At 72.3% G+C, this 16785-nt stretch carries 17 protein-coding genes; 13 read left to right on the top strand and 4 right to left on the bottom strand.

The genetic code is table 11. From position 1 onward, the window contains the following. Positions 1-52: 52 nt before the first annotated feature. The gene (locus ABZU32_RS32665) at positions 53-1075 is read right to left on the bottom strand and encodes a hypothetical protein (protein ID WP_354928290.1); all 1023 of its coding nucleotides are present in this window, start codon (positions 1073-1075) and stop codon (positions 53-55) included. Positions 1076-1184: 109 nt separating this feature from the next. On the opposite strand from ABZU32_RS32665, the gene ABZU32_RS32670 reads away from it, so the two are divergent. Together ABZU32_RS32670 and ABZU32_RS32675 are read left to right on the top strand one after the other, a co-directional pair. After that, the gene (locus ABZU32_RS32670; protein ID WP_354928293.1) at positions 1185-1826 is read left to right on the top strand and encodes a helix-turn-helix domain-containing protein; all 642 of its coding nucleotides are present in this window, start codon (positions 1185-1187) and stop codon (positions 1824-1826) included. A 236-nt stretch (positions 1827-2062) separates the two neighbouring features. Beyond that, positions 2063-2473: an ASCH domain-containing protein gene (locus ABZU32_RS32675; protein ID WP_354928429.1), complete on the top strand. Its 411-nt coding sequence runs from the start codon at positions 2063-2065 to the stop codon at positions 2471-2473. Here the strand turns inward: ABZU32_RS32675 and ABZU32_RS32680 are convergent. Further along, on the bottom strand, positions 2457-3572 hold the full coding sequence (locus ABZU32_RS32680) for an epoxide hydrolase family protein (protein WP_354928296.1): 1116 nt from the start codon (positions 3570-3572) through the stop codon (positions 2457-2459). The two genes, ABZU32_RS32675 and ABZU32_RS32680, sit on opposite strands and share 17 nt — an antisense overlap. Before the next feature lie 63 nt (positions 3573-3635). Between ABZU32_RS32680 and ABZU32_RS32685 the strand changes: the two genes are divergently transcribed. Genes ABZU32_RS32685 through ABZU32_RS32695 form a run of 3 tightly spaced genes read left to right on the top strand, consistent with a single transcriptional unit; the run spans position 3636 to position 5591 of the window. Then, positions 3636-4634: a YafY family protein gene (locus ABZU32_RS32685; RefSeq protein ID WP_354928299.1), complete on the top strand. Its 999-nt coding sequence runs from the start codon at positions 3636-3638 to the stop codon at positions 4632-4634. Positions 4635-4665: 31 nt separating this feature from the next. Then, complete coding sequence (locus ABZU32_RS32690) at positions 4666-5052, top strand: sigma factor (RefSeq protein ID WP_354928302.1); 387 nt, start codon at positions 4666-4668, stop codon at positions 5050-5052. After that, positions 5031-5591, top strand: a complete 561-nt coding sequence (locus ABZU32_RS32695; RefSeq protein WP_354928305.1) for a hypothetical protein — start codon at positions 5031-5033, stop codon at positions 5589-5591. The genes ABZU32_RS32690 and ABZU32_RS32695 overlap by 22 nt, the downstream gene beginning before the upstream one ends. A gap of 197 nt (positions 5592-5788) precedes the next feature. Here the strand turns inward: ABZU32_RS32695 and ABZU32_RS32700 are convergent, their stop codons facing one another. Next, positions 5789-6367, bottom strand: coding sequence for a dihydrofolate reductase family protein (locus ABZU32_RS32700; RefSeq protein ID WP_354928308.1), 579 nt, complete (start codon positions 6365-6367; stop codon positions 5789-5791). A 148-nt stretch (positions 6368-6515) separates the two neighbouring features. Here ABZU32_RS32700 and ABZU32_RS32705 point away from each other — a divergent pair, with 148 nt between their 5' ends. Then, the gene (locus tag ABZU32_RS32705; RefSeq protein WP_354928311.1) at positions 6516-7520 is read left to right on the top strand and encodes a sigma-70 family RNA polymerase sigma factor; all 1005 of its coding nucleotides are present in this window, start codon (positions 6516-6518) and stop codon (positions 7518-7520) included. 78 nt (positions 7521-7598) lie between these two features. Here ABZU32_RS32705 and ABZU32_RS32710 read toward each other — a convergent pair whose 3' ends face one another. Beyond that, positions 7599-8423, bottom strand: a complete 825-nt coding sequence (locus tag ABZU32_RS32710; RefSeq protein WP_354928432.1) for a hypothetical protein — start codon at positions 8421-8423, stop codon at positions 7599-7601. Between the two features lie 714 nt (positions 8424-9137). On the opposite strand from ABZU32_RS32710, the gene ABZU32_RS32715 reads away from it, so the two are divergent. The 7 genes from ABZU32_RS32715 (at position 9138) to ABZU32_RS32745 (ending at position 16785) form a co-directional block, all read left to right on the top strand. Then, positions 9138-9473 (top strand): hypothetical protein, encoded by a 336-nt coding sequence (locus tag ABZU32_RS32715; RefSeq protein ID WP_354850114.1) that lies wholly within the window; start codon positions 9138-9140, stop codon positions 9471-9473. A 142-nt stretch (positions 9474-9615) separates the two neighbouring features. Further along, a complete protein-coding gene (locus ABZU32_RS32720; protein WP_354850117.1) occupies positions 9616-10395 on the top strand; it encodes a hypothetical protein in 780 nt (259 codons plus the stop codon). A gap of 149 nt (positions 10396-10544) precedes the next feature. Then, positions 10545-10832, top strand: a complete 288-nt coding sequence (locus ABZU32_RS32725) for a hypothetical protein (RefSeq protein WP_354850120.1) — start codon at positions 10545-10547, stop codon at positions 10830-10832. 95 nt (positions 10833-10927) lie between these two features. Continuing rightward, complete coding sequence (locus ABZU32_RS32730) at positions 10928-11224, top strand: hypothetical protein (RefSeq protein ID WP_354850122.1); 297 nt, start codon at positions 10928-10930, stop codon at positions 11222-11224. Further along, positions 11221-11934, top strand: coding sequence for a hypothetical protein (locus tag ABZU32_RS32735; RefSeq protein ID WP_354850125.1), 714 nt, complete (start codon positions 11221-11223; stop codon positions 11932-11934). The genes ABZU32_RS32730 and ABZU32_RS32735 overlap by 4 nt, the downstream gene beginning before the upstream one ends. After that, positions 11927-14092, top strand: coding sequence for a cysteine peptidase family C39 domain-containing protein (locus ABZU32_RS32740; protein ID WP_354928314.1), 2166 nt, complete (start codon positions 11927-11929; stop codon positions 14090-14092). Before ABZU32_RS32735 ends, ABZU32_RS32740 begins: the two co-directional genes overlap by 8 nt. Then, a complete protein-coding gene (locus ABZU32_RS32745) occupies positions 14089-16785 on the top strand; it encodes an ATP-binding cassette domain-containing protein (protein WP_354928317.1) in 2697 nt (898 codons plus the stop codon). Before ABZU32_RS32740 ends, ABZU32_RS32745 begins: the two co-directional genes overlap by 4 nt.

Raw genomic sequence — 16785 nt, forward strand, 5'->3', positions numbered from 1 at the left:
GCGCCCGCCGGCCCGGTGGGCACAAGAAGGGCCGGTGCTCGGCCGCCATGGGTCAGCCGGAGTAGCGTTCGGCGATCGCGGCGAAGGCGGCTTTGGGCTCCCAGGGCATGTCGGGGTAGGTGTCGCCGTTGCGGCCGTCGAGGACCTTGACGATCCCGAGGCTGGCGAGGTCGAGGTCGTCGCGGGGGTCGCCGTCGGGGCGGTGGGGCAGGTTGCGGAGCGCGAAGAGGTGGACGAAGGCGCTGTCGACGCCCTCGCCGTCGAAGATCTCGAGCAGTTCGCCGAGGTAGGCCGCCTGGCCGGCCTCGTCGCGCTCGTACCGCCCGTCCAGCCGCATCGCGCCGGTGGCTTCGTCGATCCGCAGGATCTCCATGCTGCGTGGCGCGACGTCGCCCGCACCGCGCCAGGTCGCGGTGCCGAAACCGGTGACGGCGACGGGTTTGGGTTGTGCGACGAGGTCGCGCACGCCGCCTCGGAACCGGTCGGCGACCTCCGCGGATCGGATGAGCTCGTAGGTCACGAAGTCGAACAGGTCCCAGTCGACGCCCTCGAACGGGATGGCGGCGTAGGTGACCTTTCCGTGGAAGCGCTCGCGGACCGCTGCCACGGCGGTGGTGAGAAAGTCGCCGATACGGGTCCGGATCTCGGCGAGGCGTTCCGCCCGGCCGTCCGGGTCGCCCAGCAGGCGAGCGAGTCGTTCCTCGAGGCGGTCACCGTCGGCGAATCCCCGGTTCATGAGGCTCAGCTCGACGCCGGTGACGAACACGACCTCGGCTCCCGCCGCGCGCAGCCGCTCGGCCCGGTCGGCGCAGTCGAGGAACAACGCGAGGATCTCGTCGGTCGTCAGGTCCAGCGGGTACGGCGAGAACCAGACCTCGAGGCCGAGGCCGGCGGCACAGCGGGCGGCGAGCTCCAGGCGCCCCGGGTCGCCGCCGACGATCTGGACGGCATTGCAGTGCAGGTCGTCGCGGATGATGGTCAGCTCTCGCCTGACCAGCTCCGGGTCGAAGCCTTCCACCGAGTTGACGCCATCGCGGATGAACCCGGTGTCGTAGGTCATGCCCCTTGCGCGCATGGATGTCGGTCCTTTCTCGGATGTCTGTGGAGCGGACAAGAGGCGACGGTACCAGATTCTTGCGTGTACGCATCTTTGCGTGCACGCAAGGTGGGTTAGGATGAGGGACGTGACGACGAATCGGCCGGGCCTGCGTGAACGGAAGAAGGAGGCCACCAGACAGGCGCTCCGAGCGGCGGCGCTGCGCCTCGCGCTGGAACGCGGGCCCGAGAACGTCCGCGTCGACGACATCGCCGAGGCCGCGGGCGTGTCGCCCAGGACCTACAACAACTACTTCTCCAGCCGTGAGCAGGCGATCGTCGCCGCGGTCACCGCGGAGCGCGCGTCACGGGTGGCGGCGGCCGTGGCCGCCCGCCCCGCCGACGTCGGCCTCGCCGACGCCGTCATCGACGCCGTCGTCGAGGAGCACACCGACCCCGGCGACGACGCGCGGGACGCGCTGCTGATGATCACTACCAGTTCCGCTCTGCGCGCCTGCTACGCCGACACCGTCACCACGATGGAGGGGCCGCTCGCCGAAGCCATCGCCCAACGCTGCCGAGGCATGGACCCGCTGACCGCCCAGGTGCTCTCCGCCGGCGTCGGCGCGGCCGCCAAGGTCGCGCTCCAGCGGTGGCTGCGATCGACGGCCGTGCCCGCGTCGACGAGCGGCTTGGTGGCGCCGTCGGGATCGCTGCCGAACCTGATGCGCATCGCGCTGATGCCGCTCGCGCCGGCACTGGACGCGGCCGCGACACGCCCACGCCCATGACGGGTCTCGAAGGGCATGCATATCGCGGGGAGTTTCGGCTGTGGCGACCCGCCGGCGGGGGCGACACCGCCGCCGGGGCGCTCGGGAGGGCTGACCGGAGCCACGACGCCGTGGGTTCCGACGGGAGGACGTGGTGATGCAGCCTTGCTAATTTTCCGGGGAATTGTTAGCGATATCGGACATTGGGGCGGGCCCGGCCGGTCGAGCCAATGACGAGGCGATGAGGTGATGAGGTGATGTGGCCGCGAGTCGACGGGATGCGTTCCCTCGAACTGGGCACCCCTGGCGAGATGCGAGCCTGGCTGAACGGCCTCGTCGTGAGCGGTGTGAAGACCGCGACGACCGGTCTGCTCGCCGAATACGCCGCTGAGACCGAAGGGCTGGAGTATCCCGGCGAACGTCTGGCCGTGCTGGACGACGACGGCGCGCCCGTCGCCACGGTGGAGATCACCGGCGTGGAGGTGAAGCCCTTCATCGAGGTGACCTGGGAGCACGCAGCCGCCGAGGGAGAGGGCGACGCCTCCCTGGACGACTGGCGCGCCGGCCACCGCCGCTACTGGTCCCGCGCCGGCACCCCCGTCCAGGACGACACCCCGGTCGTCTGCCTCTCCTTCCGCCTCACCGGCAGTGTCAGCGGAGGGGGGTGAAGAAGGCGCGCAGGTCGGCGGCGAGGATGTCGGGGACGATGTGGGCGGCGTAGTGGCCGCCGCGGTCGTAGGACTTCCAGTGGACGATGTTGGCGTGGTCGCGCTCGGCGAAGGTGCGCATGGAGACGAAGTCACCGTCGAACATCGCCAGGCCGAGAGGGACGGTGGTGGGCTCCTTGGGGTGCTCGGCGCGGGCGTCCTCGTAGTAGAACCGGGTGGCCGAGGTCGCGGTCCCGGTGACCCAGTAGAGCATCGTGTTGGTGAGGACGAAGTCGGCGCCCAGGTCGGCGGCGTCGCCGAGGAGCTGGGAGTTCCAGCCCAGCAGGCCCACCGGTGAGTCGTAGATCGCGTACGACAGCGTCTGTGGCTGCTGGGAGTGCAGGACGTTGAAGGCCATCTTGTTGTCGTAGAACCACTGGAGCACTTCCAGCGCCTTCTTGTCCTCGGGAGTGATCTTCTCGAACTCGGCCGGGTCGCCCGACGGGAAGGAGAAGATCTGCGTGACGTGCACGCCGGCCACGTGCTCGGGGGCGAGGCGTCCCAGCTCGGGGGCCACGAACGAGCCGCCGTCGTTGCCGGCCGCGCCGTAGCGGTCGTAACCGAGCCGCCGCATCAGCTCGGCCCACGCTTTGGCCGTGCGGTACCGGTTCCAGCCGCGTTCCCTGGTCGGTCCGGAGAAGCCGAAGCCGGGCAGCGAGGGGATCACCACGTGGAACGCCTGCGCCGGGTCCTCCGGGTGGGTGAGAAGGTCGATGATCTTCAGGTACTCCACGATCGAGCCCGGCCAGCCGTGGGTGAGGATCAGCGGCAGGGCGTCCGGGTGCGGTGAGCGGACGTGCAGGAAGTGGATGTCCTGCCCGTCGATCTCGGTGAGGAACTGCGGGTACCGGTTGATCGCGGCCTCCTGCGCGCGCCAGTCGTACCCGTCGCGCCAGTACTCGGCGAGCCCTCTGACGTACTCCACCGGCACGCCGTAGTCCCAGCCCGTCCCGGGGATCTCGTCGGGCCACAGCGTGCGGTCGAGCCGGTCGTGCAGGTCGTCGAGCCGGGCCTGGGGGACGTCGATGCGGAAGGGTCTGATCTCTGCGTTCTGGTTCATGGCAAGGACACTAGAGGGCCTTCCGGTCAGGTCCTGTCCTGAAGGTGGGGCAGGCTGGGAACCATGTTGGAGACCTCGGCGCGGCTGCTGCGCCTGCTGTCCTTGCTGCAGTCCCGGCGCGACTGGCCGGGCGCGTCCCTGGCCGAGCGGCTCGGGGTGAGCGAGCGCACCGTCCGCCGCGACGTCGACCGGCTGCGCGAGCTGGGCTACCCGGTGAACGCGACGCGCGGCACCGACGGCGGCTACCGGCTGGGCGCGGGCGCGGCCATGCCGCCGCTCCTGCTGGACGACGAGGAGGCGGTGGCCGTGGCGGTCGGGCTGCGGACGGCCGCCCGTGGCGCCGTGGCCGGCATCGAGGAGACCTCGGTGCGCGCGCTCGCCAAGCTGGAGCAGGTGCTGCCGTCCCGGCTGCGTCATCGGGTCGGCGCCCTGCAGGCGTCCATCGAGGCCGTGCCTCCGGACCGGCCGGGGCCCTCGGTCGACCCCGGCGTGCTCACCGCGCTCGCCGCGGCCTGCCGCGACCGGGAGCGCCTGCGCTTCGACTACCGCGCGCACGACGGGTCGGCCGCCGTGCGCACCGTCGAGCCGCACCGGCTGGTGTCGTGGGGCCGCCGCTGGTACCTGGTCGCCTGGGATGTCGAACGCCAGGACTGGCGGACCTTCCGCGCCGACCGTGTCGAGCCGCGCACACCCACCGGCCCGCGCTTCCCGCCCCGGGACCCGCCCGAGGGCGGGGCGGCCGCCCATGTCGCGCGCGGGGTGTCGGCGGCGGCGTGGCGGCACCGGGCCCGCGTCCTGGTGCACGCCCCGGCGCAGGTCGTGGCCGAGCGCGTCAACCCCGCCGTCGGCGTGCTCGAGGCGGTGGACGAGCGCACGTGTGTCCTGCACACCGGGGCGGACACCCTGAACACCCTGGCGGTCCACCTGGGCATGCTCGACCTGGACTTCCAGGTCACCGAACCGCCGGAGCTGGTCGACCACCTGCGCACCCTCACGGCCCGCTATGCCCGCTCCACCCAGCCCTCGGAAATCGGCGGCCGACACGACCTCTGGCCCGGGTAAAGGGATCCGGGCGTTCATGCGTACTTGGGGCGTGGAGCAAAGAGGACAAGAATTCAGCGAGTTCTACACCGCCTCCAAGGATGACTGCCTGCGGATCGTGCTGGTCAACGTCGGCGACCGGCAACTCGCCGAGGACCTGGTGGCCGAGGCGTTCACCCGGGCCTGGACGTCCTGGCGCAAGGTGCGCGCGCACCCTGTGCCACGCGCCTGGGTGGTGCGGACGGCGCTGAACGCCCACGTGTCCTGGTGGAGGCGCCGCCGGCGCGAGCTGACAGTGGACGATCCGACGGCGTTGACAGGCCTGGAGGGCGGCCGGCCGGCGAGCTCAGCGGACCTGGGCCTCGACCAGGCGCTGGTCGCGGCGCTCCGGGTGCTTCCGCTTTCACCCACGTGCACATGGACCAGCGGCCCGAAGTGATCATGGCTCGGGCCCGCGGACGCCGGCTGCGCGGCGTCGCGGGGGTGGGAATGGGCGGGCTGACGCTGGCGATCGGCTTGGCGGCGTCCTTGTCCGGTGGTACGTCCGCGGCGTCCGGCGGCCACCCTGGCGCTCCCAGCAGATCGACCGACGCCCGGTCGGTCCACGTCGACCTGGCCGCATGGTCGGTCAACACATCGCCGAACGGCTTGGTGGAAGTGACGATCCGCGAGATGAAGGACCCGGCGAGGCTGAGCAGGACCCTGGCCGACGCCGGCGTCCCCGTGGTGCTGACGTCCGGGCACGTGTGCTCATCCACCGACGAACCGCAAATCTCCCAGGTGGTGCGCAAACTGTCCGGCGATGGCGATCTCGTGATCACTATCGACCCGGAGGCGATGCCGGCCGGAACGGAACTGGTGATCGGGATCGGCGCCCTCCGGATCGGGTCCGAGCAGGGGCCTGGTGCGGCGTTCGCCCTGGGGAAGAAGGGATCCCCGCTGGACTGCCCCGGAAAGCCCGGAGCGGCCACCGACTAGCTCCCCGTCCCGCTGGTCGCGAGCCATGACGGCCCACCACACGACGGCCTGAACCGTGAACCCCGTGCCGGCGGGCTTACGGTCAGGCCGCGGCCACCTGGTGCGCCGACCACCACCGCTGCCCTTCATGGCCGGTCGACCGCCGCGCTCTCACCGGCTCCGCATCCACTTCCAGGTCGCTGACCCGGTGGCTCCCGTCAGGCGTTCCGGACGGGCCGGTAGACGAGCGAGACGAGGCCGAGGCCGACGACGCGGGTCCCTGCGAGGCGCATCGGCTTCATGCCGCTGGTCTTGCCGAACAGCCGATCGCCCGCTCCGGCCACGACCGGGTACGTCATCAGCCGCAGCTCGTCCACGAGGTCGTGCTCCAGCAACGCGCGCGCGAGGCGGCCGCTGCCGTAGACGACGATCTCCCCGTCCACCTGCCGCCTCAGCGTCGACACCTCCGTCACCACGTCGCCCATGATGGCGGTCGCGTTGTTCCAGCCGGGGCCGTCGAGCGCGGAAGAGGTGACGACGTACTTGGGCAGGCTCCTCAACCTCTCCGCCCACTCACCGGTGCGGGACGCCCAGCCACGCGCGAGGAACCACTCGTAGCTGCGCCGTCCCAGCAGCAGGGCCTCGGCGCCCATAGCCTCCTCGAACTCGAGCTTGGCCCACTCCTCGCGGTCCCTGTCGCCGATGCACGTGAACCAGTCGCCGCGCGCGAGGTCGTCCTCGCCGGACTGGACGACTCCGTCGAGCGAGATGTTCTCGCTGATGACGATCTTTCCCATGTCGGTTCTCCTTCGTCGCCGTTGTCGCGCACTGGTCCAGACGACGCCGTGCCGGGAAAGGGGGCGCTCGGCGACCGCCCCTTTCTCCCCACTGCCGGCGTCCATGTAAAGAGGAAGAGACAGAGCCACGGGAGAAAGGCGGCCAGGAGTGGAATTGGCCGGAGCCGAACTGATCGGCAGGGCGCGAGCCGGGGACGGCGAGGCGTTCGGTGAGCTGACCGAGCCGCACCGCCGCGAGCTGCAGGTGCACTGCTACCGGATGCTCGGGTCCTTCCAGGACGCGGAGGACGTCCTCCAGGACGTTCTGCTGTCCGCCTGGCGGGGACTGGACGGGTTCGACGGCCGTGCCTCGCTGCGCACCTGGCTCTACCGGATCGCCACCAACCGCTGCCTTGATGCGCTTCGCTCGGCCGCGCGCCGCCCGGCCAAGGAGTGGGACATCCCCGGAGTCGAACCGCCCGAGCCGACCCGGCTCGGCGAGGTCGTATGGCTGGAGCCGTACCCGGACGTCCTCCTCGACGGCGGGATCGACGTGCCGCTCGGCCCGGAGGCCCGCTACGAGAGGAACGAGTCCATCTCCCTGGCCTTCGTGACCGCGCTCCAGCTCCTGCCGCCTCGGCAGATCGCCGTCCTCGTCCTGCGTGACGTCCTCGGGTTCCACGCCGATGAGGTGGCCGGCATGCTCGACACGACCGTCGAATCGGTCAAGAGCGCACTCAAGCGGGCGCGCGCCGGCCTGCAGCGCCGCCGGCAGGCCACCGCTTCGGAACCGCCTCCCGCCGCCGGCTCGCGGGTCGAAGAAGCGCTGGTGGCGAAGTTCGTCAGCGCGTACGAGTCCGCCGACGTCGACGCGCTGGTGGCTCTGCTGACCGACGACGTCTTCATGTCCATGCCGCCGCTGCCCCTGGAGTACGAAGGACGCGACGTCGTGGCCCGATTCTGCTCGAGCCTGTTCGGCGCCGGCCGCAGGTTCGACCTCGTGCCGACGCGGGCCAACGGCCAGCCGGCGTTCGGCGCCTACCTGCGCGCCCCGACCGGCGTCAGGCACGGGACCGGCCTGTTCGTCATCGCCCTCAGCGGCGGACGGATCAGCGCCTTGACGCGCTTCGAGAACAGCGTGCTCCCGGCATTCGGGCTGCCGAGATCACTCTGACGGGGTGGGTTACGCCCGCTCGGCCCGGCCGGGGGCGCCGGCCGGGCCGAGCGGGCGCGGTGTGACCGTGGTGGGTGGTCAGCCTGGGGGGAACTGGCCGTTCTTGGCCACCGGGACGCCGAGCTGCGCGGCTCCGTACAGGACCGCCGTCTCGGCCGGCAGGCCGGCGAGCACCGGGTTGAGATGCTTCAGGCTCAGGGTGACCGGGTTGATGGCGGGGGCGATGACGTCGAAGTTCTCCAGGTCGATCCACCGCACGATGTTCGCCACCGCCGTCGGCACGCTGTCGCCGGCCTTGAGCACCGGCACGCAGAGCTGGCGGCCGTAGGTGACCTGTACCGACGTGGTGGGGATCTGGCTGGTGAGCACCGGGTTGAGCTGGGTGAGGGCCAGCTTGCGGTTCATCAGGGTGTTCGGGGTGAGCCCGTAGCACTTCAGGTCGATGTGCGAGACCAGCGACAGCACCTCGGAGGGCGGGACCAGGCCGTTCTTGGCGACCGGGACGCACAGGTGCTGCGGGGCGGTGATGACGACCTGCTCGCGCGGCAGGTCCTGAAGAACCGGGTTGAGGTGGCTGAGGACGAGCGACCTGTTCACCGTGGCTCCGGTGATCCGGTAGCACGACAGGTCCACGTACCGGATGAAGTCCAGGACGCCGGACGGCGGGATCACCTGGTTCTTGGCGACCGGGACGCACAGCTTCTCGCGCGCGCCGAGGGTGACCTGTTCGGTCGGCAGGTCCTGGAGCACCGGGTTGAGGTGCTTCAGCGTCAGCGTGGTGGTGGGCGGCTGGTAGGTGCTGGTCTTGAAGCACTCCAGGTCGAGGTAGGACGTGAAGGCCTTCGGGGTGGGCAGCGCGAGGGCGGTGGCGGACGGCGCGATGAGGGACGCCGCGGCGACCATTCCCACGACGAGGCACAGCAGGCGCCGGACGGCCGATATCGGGCGTCCTCGATTTCCTCTGGCGGATACGCGCATGGCTCGGCTCCAGGAGTTCGTGGATGGGGTGGGATCCCAACTGTCTGTCCGCGGGATGGATTTGACAAGAAACGTGTCCGCTTTCTGACGCCCTCGGCATATGGCGCGGTTGATCGAAGCGCATTGCGGCCCGGCGCCGGGGCTGGGCGATCGGGCAGGGCCGATTACCAGGGGTTGGGCCGCGCCGGGACGGCCGTACCGCTCGACCGGCATCGCCATTTCACGCCGGAGAGGGCCGGCTGTGATATGGCGTCACCGGCGGGATGATTGTTCCGTGTCACGTCCGCCGATCACCGTGACGGCCCGTTCCCCGGGCCGCCGGCCAACGGGGGATAAAGGGAGATCCGAATAGGCTTCTGGTTTCCCTCGCGGCCGATTTCTGTAATCGGCATATCAGAGAAGAGATGGAGAGCCGCTGCTTTCCGGCGGCGGGCGGAACGGCGACGTCCCGTCCGCGAGAAGGGCCGCGGCCCGGTGTCACATGACAGTTATCACAAGCGGTTGGTGTTAGTTGTTTCTACCGGCGGCGGGCGTGCGGGGCGAGTCTGGACCTGCGCAAAGAGGCAGCGAGCAGTCCAGATGCCCGCTGCCGCTCCCGTCGGATCCCGGCCGCCGAGCCGGGCGGAAGGAAGTGGCCCGATGGCCGAAAGCCTTTACATTCTCGGTGACGACGACCGCAAGAAGTTCGCCAGGCTCGTCGCCGCCGCCTGGTCGGAGGGTGAGGTCAAGACCCGCTACGGCCGCGAGCCCCGGCTGATGCTGGCCGAGTACGGCATCGCCTACCCCGAGGGCGTGGCCACCCCGCCGCTGCCGCCCAAGCCCGCCGGCGAGTTCAGCATCGAGGAGCTGGAGGTCGCGGCCGGCACCGAGGCCCCGGCCGACGGCTGCTTCGGCTCGGTGAGCTCGATCAGCAGCATCGGCGGCTGCCTCGGCACCGCCTCCACCTACGGCTGCGGCATGGAAGCGAAAGCCTGACCCGTCTTGGGTCGCGTTCCCTCCCGAGGGCGCACCCGGGACCTCCGTCGTGGCACCCGGCGGCCCGCCGCCGCCGGGTGCCTCCGGAAAGCGGGTTCCGTGATGCGTTGCCTTCCCCCGAATGGGTTGCCATGATCCGTTTGTGACCCAGACAGGGGTTGTAGGGCCCAAAGCGGTCGCTCGCGCGCCGCTGGAGGTGCGGATCGGCCGCGCGGCGATCGTGGCGTTCGCCCTCTACCTGATGACACCCACGTTCGTGCACTACATCGAGGACGCGCGGCCCGCGCGGATCCCCGGTGCCGTACTGGCGGCGGTGGTCGTCGCCCTCTACATCGCGGCCGGCTGCACCGGTCCGCGCGGTCCCTGGCACCGCTGGGCGGTCGGGGTGATGGCGCTGCTGACCTACCTTCCGCTGCCCTTCCTCGGCGAGTGGTGGGCGGCCTCCAGCGTCTTCCTCACCGCGATGACGCTGGGACTGCTTCCCCGCCCCTACCCGCTTCCGGCCTTCGCGCTGGTGGCCGTCGCCGAGACCTTCAAGTCGATGGCCCTCGGCGACGTCCTGGCCGGCGGCCTGTCCTGGACGCTGTCGGTGGCGGTGGCGGCCATCCCGCTCGCGGGACTGACGCACTTCGCCGAGACGGCGCGGGTCCTGTACGCGACCAGGGCCGAACTCGCCACGGTCGAGGTGGCGGCACAGCGCGTGAGGACCGTCCGCGAGCTGGAAGCCATCCTCGGCAGCCGCCTGGACGCCATCGCCGAGCAGGGACGCACCGTCCTTTCCGGCGTGGACGGCGAGGCCGCGGCCGTCAAGACGGAGCTGGGCCGCATGCTCGACATGGCCCGCGAGGCGCAGACGGAGATGCGCGGGTTCGCGCATCGGGAGCAGCGGCTCCCATCGGGAAAGACGGACTACCAGATATGACGAACATCACGACACGTCGGTGTTAGTTGTTTCTGGCGTGCTCTGTCGCCGATGACAAGTCTGGTCCTCGTAGGGGTCAACCCCCTGACCTCCCGGGAAGAGCGGACGAGCGTCCGCGACGACCGGAGCCTCACCACCGAGGTGACACCATGCCGCAAGACCCGTTGTCCCCTGAACTGCGCACCCAGCTCGCCCGGTTCGTCGCCCGCGCCTGGTCCGACGAGACGATCAGGCGGGAGTTCGAACGAGATCCCCGCGCCGCGCTCGCCGGCGCCGGCGTCGAATGGCCGCGGGAGCTGCCCCCGCCCGACCTTCCCGCCCAGCCCGGCCAGGCCATCGACCTGGAGAGCCTCGAATCGTCCGCGGGCGGCGCCCTCGGCACGATCGGCACCGTGAGCTGCCCCACCGGTTGCTTCTCCGGCGGGCAGACCGCCTGACGATCACAGCAGTCCCAGGCGGGGCGGTGGGCAGTCCAGATGCCCACCACCTCGCCGGAAAAAGCATCTCATACACCGCGGCGGGAGGCCTTGTGATGAATGTGGACACGATGGGCTGGGACACGGTCCAGCGCAGAGCGTTCGGCGAGCTGACGGCGAAGTCGTGGCTCGACGGCGAACTCCGGCGCCGGTACGAGCGCGAACCCCTCGTCGTGCTGGCCGAGTTCGACATCCGGCTGGCCGAGGGGTCGGTCGCGCCGACGCTGCCACCGGAGCCCGGCACCGAGCTGGTCATCGAGATCCTCGACGGCGCCGAGGCGCCGCCGCCGCCTCCGTGCCTGCTCAGCCTGTGCTTCTGCCTGCAGTACTCCCCGGGGAGAGATCCGCGATGACCATGACCGCGGTGGAGGCGCCGGGAGGCGAGCGCATCGACCAGCTCGTCTCCACGGTCCGGACCAAGGCGTGGCTCGCCGCGGTCGCGCTCATCCTGGTGGCGGCCTGCGCCGTCGGCTGGGCCTGGTTCGGCCAGGTCCGCGACGTGGTCGCCGGCACGGGCGTGCTGGTGGCGGGGGGCGGCCCCGTGGGGGTGGCCGCGCCCGTCACCGGCAGCCTGGCCGAGGTCCTGGTCCGCCCGGGCCAGGAGGTGACGCCCGTGACGCCGCTGGCGGTCATCGCCGACGCGCGGGGACGCAGGCACGTGGTGACGGGCACGGCGAGCGGCCGGGTGCTGCGCACGGCCGTGCCCGGCGCCGCCCTGGCCGCCGGCGGCACCGTCGCGGCGGTCGACCCGGCCGCCGGGCCCCTGCGGGCGCTGCTGACGGTCGGCCGCGACAGGGTCGGCTCGCTCGCCCCCGGCCAGCCCGTCGCCTTCGGCGGCGGGTGGCAGGGCAGGGTGAGCGCCGTCGAGCCCTACCCCGCCTCCGGCGAGCTGCTGCGCCCGCTTTACGGCGACTCCCTGCGGGCCGAGGGGCGCTACCTGGTGACCGTCGACTTCGGCCGTCCCGCCTGGCCGGGCGCCACGCTGACCCCGGTCGCCGGGGAGATCACCGTCGCCGTCGTCCGGCCCGTGGACGCCCTGTTCGGCGGAGGCCGCCGTGGCTGAGCGGACGGCCCGGCCGCGGCCCGTGCGCACCGAGCGCCGTCCCCAGATGGAGGACGCCGACTGCGGGCCCGCCTGCCTGAGCATGATCTTCGCCTTCCACGGCCTGCGCGTCCCCCTGCACGAGATCAGGGAGCGGTGCGGGGTCGGCAGGGACGGGCTGACCGGGGCGGGGATCAAGGCGGCGGCCGAGGAGTACGGCTTCACCGTCGCCGGCTGGCGGGTGGAGGCCGACGAGCTGGAGACCTTCGCCGTCCCCTCGATGATCTTCGTGGACCGCCGGCACTACGTGGTGCTGGAGGGCCTGCGCAAGCGGTGGGCCTACCTCAACGACCCCGCCGTGGGCAGGATCCGGCTGAGCAGGGAAGAGTTCCGGCGCAGGTTCAGCGGAATCGTGCTGGTCCCGCGTCCGGGCGAGGGCTTCGCTCCCGGAGGGGCGCGCTTCCCCATGGCCCGCTCCGCGCTGGCGAAGGTGCGGCCCTACCTGGCCGCGCTGCTCGCCATCGCCGTCATGGCCTTCACACTGGCCCTGCCCGCGGCGGTCACCTCCCTGCTCACCCGGCTGCTGCTGGGCAGGGTCCTGGTCGCGGGCGACGCGGCCTGGAGCGCTCCGGTGCTGCTCGGGCTGCTCGGCTGCGTCGGCTTCACCCTGGCGGGGACGTGGGCGCAGCAGCGGCTGCTCGGCGCGGTGCAACTGGCGATGGCGGCCGACCTGTCGGGCCGGTACGTGTGGCGGCTGCTGCGGCTGCCCGGCGACCACTTCCACCGGCGGGGGACCGGCGGCCTGGTGACCCGCACGTCCTTCGGCGCGGGGCTGGCGCTGCTGATGTCGGACCGGGTCGCGGCGGTCATCGCGGCCCTGCTCACCATGGTGGTGCACTCCTCGATCCTGTTCGCCTTCCACCCGGCCTTCGCCGCGGTCGCCGCGCTGCTGGCGGCGGTCAACCTGGCGGCGATGCGCGCGGTCAGCCGGCGCAGCGCCCCGCACCAGCAGCGGCTCATCTTCGACGAGCACCGCCGCGACAGCATGGCCTTCAACGGCGTCTCGATGGCCGAGTCGCTGAAGGCCGACGGGGCGGAGAACTGGTTCTTCGCCAAGTGGGCGGGCCTGTCGGCGCGCACCATGGCGGCGACGCAGGACCTCATGCGGGTCACGCAGGCGCTGATGGTGGTGCCCGCCGCGCTCGGCTCGCTCGCCGGGGCCGCCATGGTCATCACCGGCGCGGTGCTCACGGCCCGCGGCGAGGTCACGATGGAGACCGTCATCGCCGCCCAGCTGCTGGTCGGCGCCTTCCTGGTGCCGGTGTCCTCGCTGGTGGGCATCGGCGCCGAGGCGCAGGTCGTGGCCGCCCAGACCAGCATGCTCGACGACGCGCTCAGCGCCGAGCCCGACCCGCGGCACGCCGAGCCGCCCCGCGCGCCCGAAGGGACGGGCGGCCTGCGCGGCGCGGTGGAGTTCGACGGGGTCACCTTCGGCTACGACCGCCAGCACGGCCCCGTCATCGACGGACTGTCATGGCGCGCCGAACCGGGCCAGCGCATCGCCATCGTCGGCCGCACGGGCAGCGGCAAGTCCACGGTCGCGCGCCTGCTCACCGGAGCGGTGCAGCCGTGGTCGGGGCAGGTCAGGTTCGACGGCGTGCCACGGCAGGACACGCCCCGCGAGACGCTGACCACCTCGGTCGGCTACGTCGAGCAGCAGCTCCAGGTGTTCGAGGGCACCGTGGCCGACAACCTCACCCTGTGGGACCCGACGGTCCCGCCGTACCGGCTGCGCAGGGCCGTCACCGACGCCTGCCTGGCCGACGTGGTGCACCGCAGGGGCGGGCTTTCGGGCGGGTGGGTCCAGGAACGCGGGCGCAACCTGTCGGGCGGCGAGCGGCAGCGCATGGAGATCGCCCGCGCGCTCGCGCTGTCCCCCTCGGTGCTCGTGCTCGACGAGGCGACCAGTGCCCTGGACGCCGAGACCGAGGCACTGGTGGACGCCAACCTCAAGGCCAGGGGCTGCACCTGCGTGGTGATCGCGCACCGGCTGAGCACGGTGCGCGACAGCGACCTGATCCTCGTGCTCGACCGGGGCAGGGTCGTCCAGCGCGGCACGCACGCCGAGCTCATCGCCCAGCCCGGCACCTACCGCACGCTCGTCGAGGAAGCGGCATGAACCGACACCCTGTGGGCCCGAACGGCGTCAACGGCGTCCCCTTCGCCGGGGACCCGGGCGGCTACCCCGTCAGCGAGATCGAGCTGATCGACCCCTACGCCTGCTGGCGCGTGGTGAGCGGCTCGGTCGACGTTTTGCTGTCCCCCCTGGACGGCCAGGGGCGCCGCCACCGCGTCCTGCGGGTGGAGACCGGCCAGCTCATGCACGGGTTCGCCGCGACCGACCTGCCCGGCGGCTACACCGTCACGGCCTCCCCGGCCGAGGGCACCGCGGTGCGCCGCGTCCGCAGGGAGGCCGGCGCGCTCTCGGCCTGGGCGCGCCGGCTGCGCCACCCGGGCGCGACCGCCGGCCCGGACGGCGCGCCGTCCCGAAACCGCCGCGACGGCGGGACGCAGGACCCGCCGGGCGAGCGCGAGCTGCGCGCGCTGCACCGCGAGACGCTGGCGCGGACGCTGCTGCTGGCCGAGGCCGAGGACGCCGACCGGGACAACTGGCGCGCCGCCCGCGCGGCGGCCACGGGGGAGACGCTGCGGCGCTCGTTCGCCGACGTCGCCGTCGCCGCCGGCGCGCCGCCCTCGCCCGACCGGCCCCGCACCGGCGCCGAGCGCGCCGTCAAGGTGGTCAAGGCGCTCGGCGACCACTGCGGGTTCGCCGCCCCCGACGCCGAGCCCGCGCTCGGCGCCCCCTCCGCTTCCTCCCGCGCGGGCGAGGCCGCGCGGGAGGACGACTCACCCTCCGCCGACCCGCTCGGCGCGGCGCTGGACGCCGCCAGGGTCAGGCACCGGCGCGTGCGCCTGGACGGGCGCTGGTGGCGCACCGCCACCGTCCCCATGATCGGCTTCACCCGGGACGGCGGGCGGCCGGTGGCGCTGCTGCCGCACCGGGGCGGCTACCGCGCCGCCGACCCGGCCACCGGCCGGCGCCGGGTCACCGAGGCCGTGGCCGCCGGCCTCGCCCCCGACGCCCTGCAGATCTACCCGCCGCTCGGCGAGGGCGTCGCCTCGCCCCTGGCCCTGCTCAGGTTCGGCCTGCGCGGCGCGGGCAGGGAGCTCGCCTGGCTGCTCGCGACCGGCGGCGGCGCGGCCCTGCTCGCCCTCGGCGTCCCCATGTTCACCTTCACCCTGCTGAACTCCGCGGCCGACCCCGCCGACCGGCCGGCGATGGTCTGGACCGCCGTGATGATCGTCGGCGTGGTCTGCGCGGGCGCGCTGCTGCTCGCCGTGCGCAACGCGGTGCTCGTGCGCGTGCACAGCCGCCTGCAGGAACGGCTCGAACCGGCCGTCTGGAGCCACCTGGTCTCCCTGGACCTGCCGTTCTTCGACCAGTACTCCACCGGCGAGCTGGTCCAGCGGGCCAACGCCGTCTCCGACATGCGAAAGTCCCTCGGCGAGGCCGCGGTCAACTCCCTGCTCGGCGGCATGTTCTCGCTGTTCGGCCTGCTGGTGCTGGTCGCGGTGGACTGGCGGATGGCCCTGGCCGCGCTCGGCGGGGTGGCGGTGCTGCTCGGCGTGCTGGCCGCCCGCGCCGTGCGCCAGCAGCGCCACGAGCTGGTCATGCACGAGCAGTACGGCAAGGTGTACTCCCTGCTGTACGCCTGTCTCGGCGCGATCGACAAGATCCACGTCGCCGGCCGCGAGGCGCAGGTCTTCGGCCTGTGGTCGCGGCTGTTCGCCACCCAGCAGCGCGCCGCCGCCGCGGCGCAGCGCGAACGGGCGATCTCGGCGGCCATCGGCGCCTCCGCGCAGCCGGCGCTGCTGCTCCTGCTCGCCGTCACCGGGCTGGCCCTGCGCGTGCCCGCCGCGTCCTTCGTGGTCGCCGCCGTGGCGCTCGGCCAGTTCGTGCTCGCCCTCGGCCAGATGAACCGGGCCGTCGAGGCGGCCTTCGCCCTGCTGCCCCGGTTCGAGCGGCTGCGCCCGGTGCTGGAGCGCCCGGCCGAGACCCCGCCCGGCGCCAAGGACCCCGGCGAGCTGACCGGTCTGGTGCGGCTCGCCGGAGTCTCCTTCGCCTACCCCGGCACCGCGATGCGGATCCTGGACGAGGTGTCGATGGTCTTCCGGCCGGGCGAGTTCGTCGCGGTCGCGGGCCCGTCCGGCGCCGGCAAGTCCACGCTGGTGCGACTGCTGCTGGGCTTCGAGCCGCCCCGCACCGGCCAGGTCCTCTACGACGGCGGCGACCTGCGCGACCTGGACCTGCGCCGGGTGCGCTCCCAGGTGGGCGTGGTGATGCAGCAGGCCCGCGTGCTGCGGGGCTCGGTCATGGAGAACATCGTCGGCGACGTGCCCGGCGCGACCGAGCAGGACGCCTGGCGGGCCGCCCGCCTGGCCGACCTGGACGGCGACATCGCCGCCATGCCCATGGGCATGCACACCGTCGTCGGCGAGGACAACGCCTCCTTCTCCGGCGGGCAGCTCCAGCGGCTGCTCATCGCCAGGGCGCTGGTGAAGCGCCCGAAGATCCTCATCCTCGACGAGGCGACCAGCGCCCTGGACAACCACACCCAGGCGCTGGTCAGCCGGAGGATCGCCGAGCTCGACATCACCCGCATCGTGATCGCGCACCGGCTGAGCACCATCAGGTCGGCGGATCGGATCTACGTACTCGACCAGGGCAGGGTCGTCGCCGACGGCCCGTTCGAGGAGCTGATGGAGATGAGTCCGCTCTTCGCGCGCATGGTCCGCCGACAGGAGGTCTGA

Origin of the sequence: Sphaerisporangium sp. NPDC005288 (assembly GCF_040607475.1) — a bacterium.
Lineage (GTDB): Bacteria > Actinomycetota > Actinomycetes > Streptosporangiales > Streptosporangiaceae > Sphaerisporangium > Sphaerisporangium rhizosphaerae.